Origin of the sequence: Bradyrhizobium sp. 153 (assembly GCF_023073835.1) — a bacterium.
Classification (GTDB): domain Bacteria; phylum Pseudomonadota; class Alphaproteobacteria; order Rhizobiales; family Xanthobacteraceae; genus Bradyrhizobium.
Window position 1 is genome coordinate 1 of record NZ_JADPKH010000060.1, and the last position, 13426, is coordinate 13426.

At 58.9% G+C, this 13426-nt stretch carries 11 protein-coding genes; 4 read left to right on the forward strand and 7 right to left on the reverse strand.

Annotated features, from left to right (window positions below; all coding sequences use genetic code 11):
* Window positions 1–318, forward strand: a 318-nt coding sequence (locus tag IVA91_RS14785) for a hypothetical protein (protein ID WP_247458880.1), incomplete at its 5' end; no start/stop codon positions are given.
* 552 nt (window positions 319–870) lie between these two features.
* Here IVA91_RS14785 and IVA91_RS14790 read toward each other — a convergent pair.
* The 6 genes from IVA91_RS14790 to IVA91_RS14815 form a co-directional block, all read right to left on the reverse strand.
* Window positions 871–2136, reverse strand: coding sequence for an adenosylmethionine--8-amino-7-oxononanoate transaminase (locus IVA91_RS14790; RefSeq protein ID WP_247414835.1), 1266 nt, complete (start codon window positions 2134–2136; stop codon window positions 871–873).
* On the reverse strand, window positions 2133–2765 hold the full coding sequence (gene bioD / locus IVA91_RS14795) for a dethiobiotin synthase (RefSeq protein ID WP_247281327.1): 633 nt from the start codon (window positions 2763–2765) through the stop codon (window positions 2133–2135). Before bioD ends, IVA91_RS14790 begins: the two co-directional genes overlap by 4 nt.
* Window positions 2762–3916 carry an 8-amino-7-oxononanoate synthase gene (locus tag IVA91_RS14800; protein WP_247458868.1) on the reverse strand — a complete coding sequence of 385 codons (1155 nt, stop codon included), beginning with the start codon at window positions 3914–3916 and terminating at the stop codon, window positions 2762–2764. Before IVA91_RS14800 ends, bioD begins: the two co-directional genes overlap by 4 nt.
* A gap of 86 nt (window positions 3917–4002) precedes the next feature.
* A complete protein-coding gene (gene panD / locus IVA91_RS14805; protein WP_247333154.1) occupies window positions 4003–4356 on the reverse strand; it encodes an aspartate 1-decarboxylase in 354 nt (117 codons plus the stop codon).
* 50 nt (window positions 4357–4406) lie between these two features.
* A complete protein-coding gene (gene bioB / locus IVA91_RS14810; RefSeq protein WP_247333158.1) occupies window positions 4407–5390 on the reverse strand; it encodes a biotin synthase BioB in 984 nt (327 codons plus the stop codon).
* 579 nt (window positions 5391–5969) lie between these two features.
* Window positions 5970–6389, reverse strand: a complete 420-nt coding sequence (locus IVA91_RS14815; RefSeq protein WP_247333160.1) for a hypothetical protein — start codon at window positions 6387–6389, stop codon at window positions 5970–5972.
* Window positions 6390–10129: 3740 nt separating this feature from the next.
* Between IVA91_RS14815 and IVA91_RS14820 the strand changes: the two genes are divergently transcribed.
* Window positions 10130–10285, forward strand: a complete 156-nt coding sequence (locus IVA91_RS14820) for a hypothetical protein (protein ID WP_247458869.1) — start codon at window positions 10130–10132, stop codon at window positions 10283–10285.
* 441 nt (window positions 10286–10726) lie between these two features.
* On the opposite strand, the gene IVA91_RS14825 is transcribed toward IVA91_RS14820, so the two are convergent.
* Window positions 10727–10936: a hypothetical protein gene (locus IVA91_RS14825; protein ID WP_247458870.1), complete on the reverse strand. Its 210-nt coding sequence runs from the start codon at window positions 10934–10936 to the stop codon at window positions 10727–10729.
* A gap of 435 nt (window positions 10937–11371) precedes the next feature.
* Between IVA91_RS14825 and gmd the strand changes: the two genes are divergently transcribed.
* Together gmd and IVA91_RS14835 are read left to right on the forward strand one after the other, a co-directional pair.
* On the forward strand, window positions 11372–12457 hold the full coding sequence (gene gmd / locus IVA91_RS14830) for a GDP-mannose 4,6-dehydratase (RefSeq protein WP_247458871.1): 1086 nt from the start codon (window positions 11372–11374) through the stop codon (window positions 12455–12457).
* Window positions 12438–13397 carry a GDP-L-fucose synthase gene (locus IVA91_RS14835; RefSeq protein WP_275996489.1) on the forward strand — a complete coding sequence of 320 codons (960 nt, stop codon included), beginning with the start codon at window positions 12438–12440 and terminating at the stop codon, window positions 13395–13397. The genes gmd and IVA91_RS14835 overlap by 20 nt, the downstream gene beginning before the upstream one ends.
* Window positions 13398–13426: the final 29 nt, after the last annotated feature.

A 13426-nucleotide genomic window follows, 5' to 3' on the forward strand; every position in this document is an offset into this window, starting at 1 on the left:
TCAAGAACTTCCAACCGGCTCACCGACCCCGCCGACGGGCCGTCCAAATGGACGTCCTTTTTGCTGTCCAATCCCATCTCAAACCTCCGTCCAACCCGGGGGCTTCTTCGCACAGCTATCCCGATCCCGAACCAAGGGCTCCGGCTAAGCGCTTACGACGTGGCCAACGGAATGGACACAGAGGATGGCGTCATCTGGGTTTACGGCATAGGTGACGACCAGGTCATGGCGTTCACCGACTTCGGCATCGAAAACCTGACGGAGCTCATCAGGATGCACAAGGAAGACCCCGAACTCCTCAAGCGGTGGAATCGGTGAGCCCCTGTCCGCGGCCTAGCTCGGATGGATACGACAAGGATGGGCTTATGGCGCTTAAAGCCGCGGCTTCGGCGGACTGCAGGTTCCGCAAACGACCGCGACCCAGGCGAGGGAAATAGGAAAGATGCACCAACGCTCGCACGGCTGCCGCAAACTCCGGAATGCGGATGACGTGTCCAGCATCTCCACGTCCGTAGAGGCTTGATAAGACCTGCCGTCCAGGCAATCTCATAATCGAAATAACGGCGGAACTTCCGCAACAGGCCGTCACCAATGGACGCATAACTTCATGATTTTGTAACAACTTCGCGCAGGCATCCACACAGATGAACACGCAACCAATCGCGATAACGCGATCGGACTGAAACCGAACGCGCATGACACTGTGGGCCGGCCCGGCGAAGCCCGCGATCTCGCCCGGCCGGCAGAACCCACATTGCAGATGCGAGGTCACAATCGTCCATTTCGTAGGTCTATGGCAAGGCTCTCTCAAGTCGTTCGGGAAGCCGACGACAGCTCAGGATCCTTGATCTTGCGCTGCCGCGCGCGTCTTCAGGCCAGTGTATCGGCAGCGTCACAAATGCCTACATATATTTCGTCCAGGTCACCTGCTGTTACACAATATGGCGGCATCACATAAATCGTATTACCGAGTGGGCGCAGCAAGAGATTACGGTCTTTAAAGAAGGCGTGAAGCCTCGGGCCGATGCCTGCGAGATAGCCGGTATCTCTCGTCTTCAGATCGAGTGCTGTGATGGTGCCGCTACGGCGAACGTTTGCAAAGCGCGGATCGGCGCGGAATGCTTCAATTGCGTGCTCCTGCATGGTTGCAACCGCAGCGATGCGCCGGTGACATTCCTGGTCTTTCCACAGATCCAGGTTAGCCTTAGCGGCGGCACAGGCCACCGGATTTGCCGTGTACGAACTCGAGTGAAAGAATGTGCGCGTACGGTCTTTTGAATAATGGGCATCGAAAATCTCCGCCCGGCAGAGTGTCACCGCGAGCGGCAGCGCCCCTCCCGTGAGACCCTTCGAATAGCACGCTATGTCTGGCACAACATTGGCCTGCTCACAGGCGAAGATTGTTCCGGTGCGGCCCCAGCCCGTCATGACCTCATCGGCAATGAACAGGACGTCCGACGCCTCGCAGATCCGCTTCATCTCTCTTAGCACCCAAGCTGGGTACATCAGCATTCCGCCTGCCCCTAACACCAGAGGCTCGACAATAAAGGCTGCGGGATTTTCGTTCCGACATGCTGACTCAAGCGCATCAAGCGTCGCCCGCTCAAGACCGCTCGCAGGGAACGGGATTGAGGTCACGTCGAACAGGAGAGGTCCGTACGCCACGTTGAAGACACCGCGGGCACCAACTGACATCGCACCGAACGTGTCCCCGTGATAGGAGTGCTGCATGACAACGATGCGTGTTCGCTGTTCGCCTATATTGTGCCAATAGCCGAGCGCCATCTTCAAGGCGACTTCCACGCTGGCTGAGCCACTGTCCGAGTAGAACACGTGGTCCAAGCCTTGGGGTGTGAGTTTCAAAAGGAGCCGAGCGACCTCCTCAGCCGGATCATGCGTGTAGCCGGCGAAAATGATTTGGTTCAGCTTGCCGGCCTGTTCCTGAATCGCGCTCACGATCTGCGGATGGCAATGGCCGTGAGTGACGACCCACCAGGATGAGATTGCATCTATGATTCGATGACCATCCGCCGTGTAGAGATAAGCACCGTCGCCACGCACAACCTTGGTCATCTCGTTGTGAAGAGCATGCTGCGTGAATGGGTGCCAAATTGGCCACCTCTTGTTTGGCTTCATGGCTTGAAATCGCCGGGAACAAACGAGCCTTTGAAGACATCCCGTAGGCTGTCTGCCGTCAAAGGAGAAATCCAGGGCAGCCGTCCTAACCAACGCACCCGCGCGATGTCACAAATTGCGCTCTCAGTTTCAGAATTTCTTTCCCCGATGAATGCGATCCCAAGAATGTCGATCTGGCGCTTTCGCAAGGCCTCTATCGAGAGCAGCGAGTGATTGATGGTCCCGAGTAGCGTGCGCGCGCAAAGCACGACGGGAAGTCGCCACCGCTGGAAGATATCGATGTAGAGTGCGCTAGAATTCAGCGGCACCATCAGCCCGCCAGCGCCTTCGATGACGAGCGGTCGCTCCCCGGTATCCGGCAGGACGAGCGAATCGGGGTCGATGCGAATTCCATCTATTTCGGCGGCATGATGCGGGGAAGCGGGCGTTTTAAGGCGGTAACGCTCCGGAACGATCCGATCGGCCGGAAGACCGCTCAGTCGTGCGACCTGCTGGCTATCGGTCTCTCCTTCAACACCGGCCTGAATTGGTTTCCAGTAATTCGCGCCGAGAAGATGGGCAAGGCCTGCCGAAAAGACAGTTTTGCCGATCCCTGTATCTGTGCCGGTCACCACGATTCGCTGACTCATCGAGATCCGCCCCTCGTCTCCTCAGCGAGGGCATCGAGCATCGCACGCACCTCATTCTCTCCGACGTTGAGCGTCAGTGAAATTCGTAAACGGGCCGTGCCGGCCGGCACCGTTGGCGGTCTGATTCCTCGGATGTCAAATCCGCGAGCCTGTAGCGCGGACGCTAGCCTCATGGCGCGGGCATTCTCGCCAATGATATAGGGCAGGATCTGCGAGTTCGAAGGACTTCTCTCGCCTCTCGCAACCATCTCCCGATGCGTGAACGCGACAAGCCTCGCCAGCCGCTGTTGGCGCTCCGGCTCCTCCTGCAGGATCACGAGAGCCTCCCGTACGGCTACCGCCATTAACGGCGAAGGGGCGGTCGCGAAGATAAACGGGCGACAGCGATTGATTATGAAGTCGCGCAGCACGCCAGACGCGGTGACAAGCGCGCCGGCGGCTCCCAGCGCCTTGCCGCAGGTATGAATAACCAGGAGATTTTCGCGTCCTTCATAGGCCGCTGTGAGGCCTCGCCCCTGCTCGCCGTAAACGCCGGTGGCATGAGCTTCGTCCACAACCAAGAACGCATCGTGCCGGTCCGCGATCGCGAGCAGGTCTTCAAGCGGTGCGAAATCGCCATCCATGCTGTAGAGGCTCTCGACTACGATCCAGACCCGCCCCGCTCCGCCCGCGGCACGCCAGTCGCAAATTGCGCTTTCGATAACCTGGGGGTCGTTATGGGCGCTGATTCGAAACGCGGCTCGGCCAGCTCGTGCTCCTTCGTGAATGCTGGCGTGAACCAGGGAATCAAGGACGAGCAGGTCGTCCCGTTGCGGCAACGTTGTCAGCACCGCAAAATTTGCGACATAACCACTGCCGAAGAAGAGCGCGGTCTGCGCGCCGAAGAACCGCGCCGCTGCTGCTTCGAGGCGTTCGTGCTCCTCGCAGTTACCGCGCAGAAGCCGTGATCCGCCGGCTCCGATCGGAGTACCCCCTTCGAGCGCGGTGACGATGGCTTTTTTCATGCGCGGCGCGCTCGCCAGGGCCAGATAATCGTTTGATGAAAAGTCAATCCCGGTGCGCGGCCTGAGACTCCGCAGGCGGTCGTCGTTTTTAAGCGCATCTAAGCCTGCCGCATAGCTGGCGACTTTACCCGCAATGATGGAATTCATTCTTCACTCGCTGAGCAAGGATGGACGCAGCAAAACTCCCAACTGGTCGCCAACAACAGGGTCTTACGGCGGCTAGCTTGTTGGATTCAAACCGGAACGATGCGATTTTGTCGATCAACCAGCACAATGCGCGGCCTGAAGATTCTTGCATCCGCCTCGTCAAGTGAGGCGTATGCAACGATACTTATTTTATCGCCGGGCATCGCCAGTCGCGCCGCCGCACCGTTCACGTCTACCGTGCCGGACCCTTGTGGCGCTTCCGTCACAAACGTTGCAAAGCGTGCCCCCGTCTCGAGGTTGTAGAGTTCGACGCGTTCGTTAATCAGGATACCGGCCGCGTCCAGCAGTGCGCGATCAACCGAGATCGAGCCTTCAAAGTGCAGGTCGGATTCAGTTACCGAGGCGCAATGAATCTTTCCCTTCATCATGATAATCTGCATGTCTTACCTACGCTGATAGCTTGCACGCAGCACGCCGTTGTTCTGATGACTTAAGCGAGTCCAGACGTAATGCCGAGCCGGGCTAACAAACTTGCATCACGGTCAAGTTGCGGGTTTTTGGTAGTCAGCAACACATCGCCGACAAAGATGGAATTCGCACCCGCCAAGAAGCATAGGGCTTGGAGTTCATCAGTCATATACTGGCGCCCGGCGGCCAACCGTACGACGCTCTTGGGCATCATGATCCGCGCGGTCGCTACCAGGCGCACCAGTGCAATCGGATCGGAACGCTCCGCCGTGACCTTCACCGGCACGCCATCCACCTCGTTCCACAGGTTGATCGGTATACTTTCCGGATGCTTGGGAAGATTGGCGAGCAGTACCAGCATACCGAGACGGTCATCGACGTGCTCACCCATGCCAATAATGCCGCCGCAGCAGACTTTGACCCCCACCTCGCGCACGCGCGTAAGAGTGTCGATCCGATCTTGCAAGGTCCGCGTAGTGATGATGCTGCGGTAGAACTCCGGCGAAGTGTCCACGTTATGATTGTAGAAGTCGAGGCCGGCGTCGGCGAGCCGCGCGGCTTGCTTTGGCGTGAGCATGCCGAGCGTTACGCACGTCTCCATGCCGACACGTTTAACGGCGGCAATCATGTCGCAGACCTTATCGAGATCGCGGTCCTTTGGACTGCGCCACGCCGCGGCCATGCAGAAGCGACTCGCCCCGGCCGCCTTGGCGCGCTGCGCGGCGGCGACCACATCAGCGCGATCCATCAAGCGAGTCGCCTTCAGGCCAGTGTCGTAATGCACGCTCTGTGCGCAGTAGGTGCAGTCTTCAGGACAGCCGCCCGTCTTGATGCTGAGCAGGCTTGCGGTTTCGACGTGGTTTGGGTCAAAATTGCCGCGATGAACGGTCTGGGCCTGAAATAGGAGCTCGGCAAATGGCTGCGCGTAAACCCCTTCCGCCTCGGCACGTTCCCAGTCGCGGCGGACCGGCGCGCTGTTGCGGCCGCTATTGCCTTCGACTTCCACAGCACCCCCAAGATTTTCGGTCGATCATACAGGCGACACCGTCGTGCGTAGCTTCGCAAAGCAACACTCTTGCCCGGTATTGACGAGAAATATCGCCGAGTTGCGCGGGCATGGCGCTCGTATCAGGCTAATCGCCGCTCCCTCATGCAGGATTTCCTCGCGAGGCCGAGACAAGCGCAACAACGCTCCTCGACGCGCCTCACTCAGGTAACTAGCCGATGCGTACGGTAGTTGCGCCCCGTAGGAGCCTCTCCTGATACAAATGTATTTGGCCGCGCGCCGTGTACAACGGATCCACGAATCTGCTCACCTGGCCGATTCCACGATGGTGTGGTTATGCGCGTCACATCCCCGTACAATAAACGGTGGCCCGGACGAGCCGACTCTGCGAGCGTTACCTCCCGCCGCCTCCAGAAGCGCAGCGGGTTGGGCTCTGGGGCGCAGAGTAGCGGCCCGGCGCGCCCTTGGCGGGTCTGTGGCCACCTAGGCTTGCTCGCCGCCCCTGGCTGTGGTGAGCAACTCCGCTGGACTCTCGATCACGTCGTCGCCGCCCGACTTGGCACGACGCGGCGAGATCTGCTAAGACGTCGCACTCATCTGCGCAAACAGAATTGCCGCTTCAGACGGCCCGAGCCCGACGATGCCCACGAAGGCTGCCGGAGGCATCGGAATGACCTGACGGGTCGGCCTCCAGAGATGCAGGCAGTAGCGACTATTGTTCACATACTGCGAATGAGGAGGATGCAGCTGCATCACACATTCCTCTTCATCCCAAAACATATCTTTGGCGAAGCACATCTCCTCCCAGTTTGGAGATCGCCGTGGCGTCGACACAGAGACATGCTCCCATCCCGGACGGATGAAGCCGACGATCTTGAGTTGGCAGCCACAAGGCCCCTGCACGAAGAAGAGACCGGAAGGACCAGACCCCGGTGCGGTGGCGAATCGGCCATCGCGGACGCGCCCCGCTTCGAGTCTTTCTACACTTTGCTTCCTCATGCGTCCTCCTTCTTCTTTTGGCCGATAGAGTTGCATCCGGCACCAGTCGTGTTGTCCGACTCGTACATCGAACGGCTGGTACCCTGGCATGGGCGGCCCCAACTGCCGCTGATCATCTGCACCGACTTACTTGGATGAAGAACATCGGTTCTGTCCGCATCGTTCACCGGGGAGCTCTCTTGGGTTTATCTTTCGACATCTGAGCTCTCTTAAACTTTCTCGTCATTCGCGCGTTCGTTGCGAACTAGGCCTCATGCAGACAATCTGCGCAGACATCTACGATGGCTTGTCTTGGCAAGCCGTGCCCGCAGGAGCTTCTGCTCGCCTCGTCGCCTGAACAAGTCCGCAACGTATGGCGTTGAGCTCGCCGTGCTTGGTGCAAGATGCCAGAATTCGACTGAAACGCTTAATGGCGGCGGAAGCCAATTCGCGTGGCATGATCCGGCGAACCGGCTACTTTGCCACCCAAACAAACGTCGCAGGCTTCAGCACATGATGCAAAGCGACGCGAATGCCTCGCCAGGTCATCGAGCGAGAGGCTTTGATTTCGACGATCTGACGGTGGGCTTTCATCTCATTCCTTCATGTCTAGCGGTTAGCCGGCTTGCCGCCTGAGACACCGTCAATGCGTCATCTATGTGGCCGGCCACCGTGACCCAGAATGGATTCATGGTCAGAGGCTCGCACGCGCGGTCCGCACTCGTTCAGCAGCCTCGCTCATTGGCCTTACCGCATGACGCAGTTTCGCAGTTCAGCCCTAGCGGGCTGTGAGCTCCAACGGAGAGACACCCCGCGCCGGGGTCACAAGCATTGACGATCGGTGCAACCGTCCGCCCGGTCGATCAGAACTGCCCGTCAACCTCATTTCTTTGCCGCCCCTCCGCGAGGCGAGCCAGCTTATCATATTCCTCAGCGACCTTGATCAGCCTGCATCTGGATGTGTCGTCCTCGAGCGACTCCGCTTTTCTTCGGGTCGCTTCAGCACGGCTTCGCCAATGTTTGGCGTCTGAGAACAGGTTTTTTTGCTTCATGCGGAATACGATGCAGTTTTTAGATCAAGAAATTGCGACACATGCCCTACGTAAGATCCCGTAGGTTGGCTGTCGCAAAAGCACCTCATTTGCCGTTATCTGCCGACCGCTCTGTTGATGTCTGAGATGCGACAAGCCGCTCGCAGCAAGCGCGGCGAGGGGCGCGAAATGCGCGACTCTCGACATTAGGGCTTGAATCGTACGTAGCGTCAGATTGTAGGGTCTTCTTACAGGTGGCGAGCGTGCTTGGCCGTACAACAGCTTCCGGGCGACACAATTTCGAGTGTGTCATTTGGCGAGCCAGATTGCAGAAGGCCCGCGTTGTCTCGGACGCCGCAGTGAAGCCGCCTCGGCGAATCATTGCAACGTGTCGCGATGAAGCCAGGCTGCAGGAGAACCGGATTCTAAGATCGCAGCAGCATCGTCGCGTGGCGATTGCCCGCTTTGATAGATTGCTCACGCAGAGGTCGCGGTCCGGAGATCGGGGCCTCGCAGCTCAGAGTGGAATGGAAGTTGGAGGCCATACTCATCTTACATAGCCGTGATGCGGCCGCGGCGAACCTGCAATAGCTTGCTCACGCCGAAACAGGTAGCTGTAGGCATACACGGTTGCCAGCATTCTCGCCAGAGATGCGTCGACTGGTCGCTCATGCCGGAGCCCCCTTCGGGTGCCTGGATTGACTCCGCCGCCGCCTCCATCATGTTTTTCGTATCCAAAGACGGGCAACACGGCCTCCGGAGTAGCAATGACTTCTGCAGCTTTGGCTACCAAGCAGTCGTTCAATTGACGGCCATGGAGCGCGCGAGGTCAGACCACAAGGAAATCTCGATCTGTGCCCTGTCCGAAATGTCACACAGATAACTGGTGCGAGATCGCAATGCACGATCCCTGGAGCGGCCGACCAGTGATCAACTGCAATACTTGCGGTGAATATGCCGAGTACGATTGCCTCCAGCGCAAAGCAGCGCACGCGATCATCGCAGCTACCTTGGCCTGTAACGTGAGCAAAGAGGACCAGCGAGATCCGCGGGCCGTTGCCGACAGGATTTTGGATGTGCTGGAGAATGCCGGCCTAACAATCGCTCGCGCCTCAAGATGAATGGGAGGAACACCGATCGGCGCCGCTACAAGGCCCCGCCCGTCCATCAGAGAGCATGGCCAACTGCGCCGCTCGTTCCAACAGCCAGTTGATTGCCTTCAAAACGCCGTCTGTCCCCTGGCCGACCTGGAGTAGTCGGCATAGCAACTCTTCGATACCAACAACGATTGTAGCAAACGCGCCAATCTGGACCCGAGCCGCGACGCTCTCAACGGGACCAGGGCTGAGTACCGCTTTGGCGCGGGCTTCCAACGTGACGCCCGGCAGATCTTCCCACAAGTATCGAACCCGCGATGATCAACCCCGCGTGGCCTGCACCTGACGCCGCCTTTCGCGGTCCATAGTTCAAAGTTATCTAGAACGGCGAAGTCACTGTTAGGTGCCTTGACGGGAGTTTGGCTCATTGACCAGATTAACGCGCTGCCGATTGATCTCGTTCCTATTCTGCTCAGCCGCCACGGCACCGACAACTCCCGGGAAGCAGCCCTATTATGATGGTGACAGCGCGAGAGCTCGGCTGGATAGACAAAACCAATTCGCACAGACTCGAGAGAGCATTCAGCCATGGACGATTGATTCCGGCGCCGAGGCAGCTCCTATCCACACATTCAAGTAAGCTTGACTGATTCGCTTGATCACTCGTGGCCGGCGACGAGCAGCCTCACAGTTGGGCGTAGCTATGCGCGCACACTCGAGCGGACCCGAGCTGCGCGTTCCGCAGACGACGAATACAGAAAGCCAACTGCCTTGGTGAAGCGCCTCCCGCCCTCCTCGTCTTGCGGCTGGCTCCTGGCGAACGAAGACGGTTTCGACATATTCACGCGATAAGCCCGCAGGGGGATTGAATCGTACGTAGCGTCAGATTGTAGAGTGCCCCCTAGGGAGCACCAATGTTCGGTTGCTTCAGAATTCCTGTACTAAAGCGGAGCAGGCCGGTTGCTTGCGATGAGAGCTTTTCTGCCAAAGCGGCTGAGGATCGCGCTCACTGCGAAGAACGCTGTTTCTGTCCTGTTCACGCAGATCGCCGGCCCGTATGAAGACAAGATCGCCCACATGTAAGAAGGACCAATCCAGCCTTGGGGGCTTCGAAATACGTTTGCGGGCACTGAGTGCCCAACCAGCCGCTACGAGATTGATGCGCTATCCCGGAGCGGACATGTGAGAGGACCCGATGGATCCAACAGGGTCTTGCTCGTCGATCACTGTGAGGGCCAATGCCGGGCCATTGTTGGCTTCAAGAATGGCGATCCTGGAACCGCATATATGTGCGGCGAACCTGTTGTGATGGGACCTCGCCAAAAGCTGTCATCATGGTGCGCTTATCACCATTCCCGAATGCACGTCACGCCATGGTCGGACGGACGCAGCGTCCTTGAAGGAACGCAGACTAGATGACCAACAGTAATCCGAGACGAGCGCGCGCAATTGCTAGGCATGGGCAGCGGTCATCGCGGGAGCAAGAGAGCTGCCGATAGATCCGCGAGCTGGATCTGCGCGACGTGCAGGCCTGACGATTGCCCCAGGGCCGAACGCCGATCCAGGCAATGAGGCCCATCAAGACCTGATGAACGAGTAAAAACTCATGTGAGCGCCTTGGATCAGAAATGATGTGGAAGTTTATACCCGCGAGGGACTGAAGATTGATCTCGGCACCTTTGAGGGCAACACCGCGTTCGAAGCCGATAAGCCGGCGATCCATTTCGAGGGCGCGCCTCTAAAGCTTACGCTGCTTTCGGCGCGTGCGAGCGGGTGGCACGTGGTTTAAAGGCCCGGGTCGACCTCTCCACGAGCAGCTCATCCGAATTCTTTCTGCCGAGGGGCTGCAAATCAAATGTGATAATTGAGGTAGAACGCAGCTGATCCGTCAGCTCAGGCTGCTGTCCGCAGAATGCTTGCTCAAGAACCGGGACTTTGCCGCGGGCATCGATAAGAGAAGGGGCGCTCGGGACCAGCAAACCGCCAGTTTCAATGGCAGCGGCACGTGCTCAAGGCGGCTTATTCACGCACATGCGGGCTTTGCCTAGTCATACTACGGCCGGCCCAAAGACATGCTTGCGAGCGCGGAAAACACCCCAGGCCGAATGGTCGCCGAACCGAGCACTGACCTTCTGAGCCATATCGTCCGCGGGCTAAACGCACCATTGTTGTTGATTCCGTGGCCACTCGCGAGCAATGAACCGCCAGATGCTTTTCGCTACTGAATTCGTCATTCGGTGGCGCAGGGCACACTGATCGTCGCGATAAACCCCTTGAGGTCCCATATAGCACTGGCCTCGTTCATGCAGCGTTTTTCTGTGAACTCAAACAGCACAGAGTCAATATGCGCGCCTTCACTTTTGCTTGCCAGATCACCAACTTGATTGTCCAGAAATGGATCGATGATGATAAGTACTGCGCGACAGAGAACGAATTTCAATGCTTTGTTTGCCCCGCTTGCTCGCGGTTGCACTGGATGAACAGCAGACTGGAAAACTCTTAGGCAAGGACACGAAATGAGGGACACTCGCTGGCTCAACGCGCGAGTTGACCACGCAGGGACTGTGGAACGCTTCTCGGCCAAACGGGTCTGCTTACCTCCTATCCGCGCCGCAATTTCATTAGTTGCACCCGCGCAATAGAGAAACGCCTGACGACGGCCGAACGAAATCTTCTGGGCTACAAACTTTCGTATAGTCCTTCAAAACCCTTTCGATGTGGAAGGTTACCTCCGTACAGTTGAGCAATTGATGCAATGCCTATACAGAGACCAGAACTCGGCAGTTCGAGAGCGCGACGCTTCCGCATTCGAAGAGGCCAGACGCGATTGACGTCGTCGATCGGGGACCGACATTAGCCTGCGCAGAGCAACGATTTGTCAAACCAAGAGAGCAAACGGCGGGTCGCTCTAATCACCGGCGTGACTGGACAGGACGGCGCCTATCTCGCCGAACATCTGCTGTCGCTCGGCTATATCGTGCACGGCATCAAGCGGCGCTCGTCCTCGTTCAACACTGCGCGGGTCGACCATCTCTACCAGGACCCGCATCTCGGGGACGTGCCGTTCCTGATGCACTACGGCGACATGACGGACTCGACCAATCTGATCCGCCTGGTGCAGCAGATCCGGCCGACCGAGATCTACAATCTCGCAGCCCAGAGCCACGTCGCCGTCAGTTTCGAGAGCCCCGAATACACCGCCAATGCCGATGGGATCGGCGTACTGCGGCTGCTCGAGGCGATCCGCATCCTCGGCATGGAGAAGGACACGCGGTTCTACCAGGCCTCGACCTCCGAGCTCTACGGCCTCGTGCAGGAGATCCCGCAGAAGGAGACCACGCCGTTCTATCCGCGCTCGCCCTATGGCGTGGCGAAGCTCTACGGCTACTGGATCACGGTGAATTACCGCGAGGCCTACGGCATGTTCGCGAGCAACGGCATCCTGTTCAACCATGAGAGCCCGATCCGCGGCGAGACCTTCGTCACCCGCAAGATCACGCGCGGCGTCGCGCGTATCGAGGTCGGGCTCGAACAGACGCTCTATCTCGGCAATCTCTCGGCCAAGCGCGACTGGGGCCATGCCAGGGATTATGTCGAGGGCATGCATAAGATCCTCCAGGCGGACAAGGCCGACGATTTCGTGCTGGCGACCGGTGAGACGCGCTCGGTGCGCGAGATGGTCGAGCTGTCCTTTGCGCAAGTCGGCCGCCGCATCGAATGGCGCGGCGAGGGCGTCGACGAGACGGGCGTCGATGCCAAGAGCGGCAAGACCGTGGTGCGGATCGATCCGAGCTACTTCCGTCCGACCGAGGTCGATCTCCTCGTCGGCGACGCCAGCAAGGCACAACAGGTGCTCGGCTGGAAGCCAAAGCGCAGCTTTGTCCAGCTCGTCGAGGAGATGATGGCAAGCGATCTGGCGGAAGCAAAACGGGAGGTGGCCCATGGCAAACGCACCGTTTGAGCTGAAGGGCAAAAGCGTCTACGTCGCAGGTCATCGCGGCATGGTCGGCAGCGCGCTGATGCGCCGGCTCGCGCGGGAGGACGTGCAACTCGTCACGGTCGACCGGCGCGAGGTCGATCTCTGCAACCAGGCCGCCGTGTTCGACTGGTTCGCGAAAACGCGGCCGCAAGTGATCTTCCTCGCCGCCGCAAAAGTCGGCGGCATCGTCGCCAACGACACGCTGCGTGCCGAGTTCATCTACGACAACATCGCGATTGCCGCGAATGTGATCCAGGCCGCGCATCAAAACGGCGCCGAGAAGCTGATGTTTTTGGGCTCGTCCTGCATCTATCCGAAGCTGGCCCCACAGCCGCTGCGCGAGGATTCGGTGCTATCAGGCCCGCTCGAGCTGACCAACGAGCCCTACGCGATCGCCAAGATCGCCGGCATCAAGATGGCGGAAGCCTATCGCAGCCAGTACGGTAGCGACTTCATCAGCGTGATGCCGACTAATCTCTATGGCCCCGGCGACAATTATCATCCCGAACTGAGCCATGTCGTTGCCGCGCTGATCCGCCGCTTCCACGAGGCGAAGGTCGCGGGCGCAAGGAGCGTCGCCGTGTGGGGCACCGGCACGCCGCGGCGCGAGTTCCTCTATGTCGACGACATGGCGGATGCCTGCGTGCACCTGATGAAGAGCTATTCGAGCGCGGACCTTGTCAATATCGGCACCGGCGAGGACATCACCATCGCCGAGTTCGCGCGGGTCGTGGCTGAGGTCGTCGGTTACGGCGGCGAGATCACTTTCGACACGTCGCGCCCCGATGGCACGCCGCGCAAGCTGCTCGACGTCAGCCGTCTCGCCAGGCTCGGCTGGCGCGCGAGGACAAGGCTTGTAGATGGAATGCGGCAGACCTACCAGGCCTTCTTGGCGGTATCGGGTACATCGGACAAAACGTGAGACTCATGCAGCTGCTAACTGCTGACGGC

Excerpts from the sequence above, each read along its gene's own strand:
- IVA91_RS14790 (WP_247414835.1), bottom strand. The coding sequence starts at position 2,136 with ATGAAGCCAAACAAGAGGTGGCCAATTTGGCACCCATTCACGCAGCAT.
- bioD (WP_247281327.1), bottom strand. The coding sequence starts at position 2,765 with ATGAGTCAGCGAATCGTGGTGACCGGCACAGATACAGGGATCGGCAAA.
- IVA91_RS14800 (WP_247458868.1), bottom strand. The coding sequence starts at position 3,916 with ATGAATTCCATCATTGCGGGTAAAGTCGCCAGCTATGCGGCAGGCTTA.
- panD (WP_247333154.1), bottom strand. The coding sequence starts at position 4,356 with ATGCAGATTATCATGATGAAGGGAAAGATTCATTGCGCCTCGGTAACT.
- IVA91_RS14815 (WP_247333160.1), bottom strand. The coding sequence starts at position 6,389 with ATGAGGAAGCAAAGTGTAGAAAGACTCGAAGCGGGGCGCGTCCGCGAT.
- IVA91_RS14835 (WP_275996489.1), top strand. The coding sequence starts at position 12,438 with ATGGCAAACGCACCGTTTGAGCTGAAGGGCAAAAGCGTCTACGTCGCA.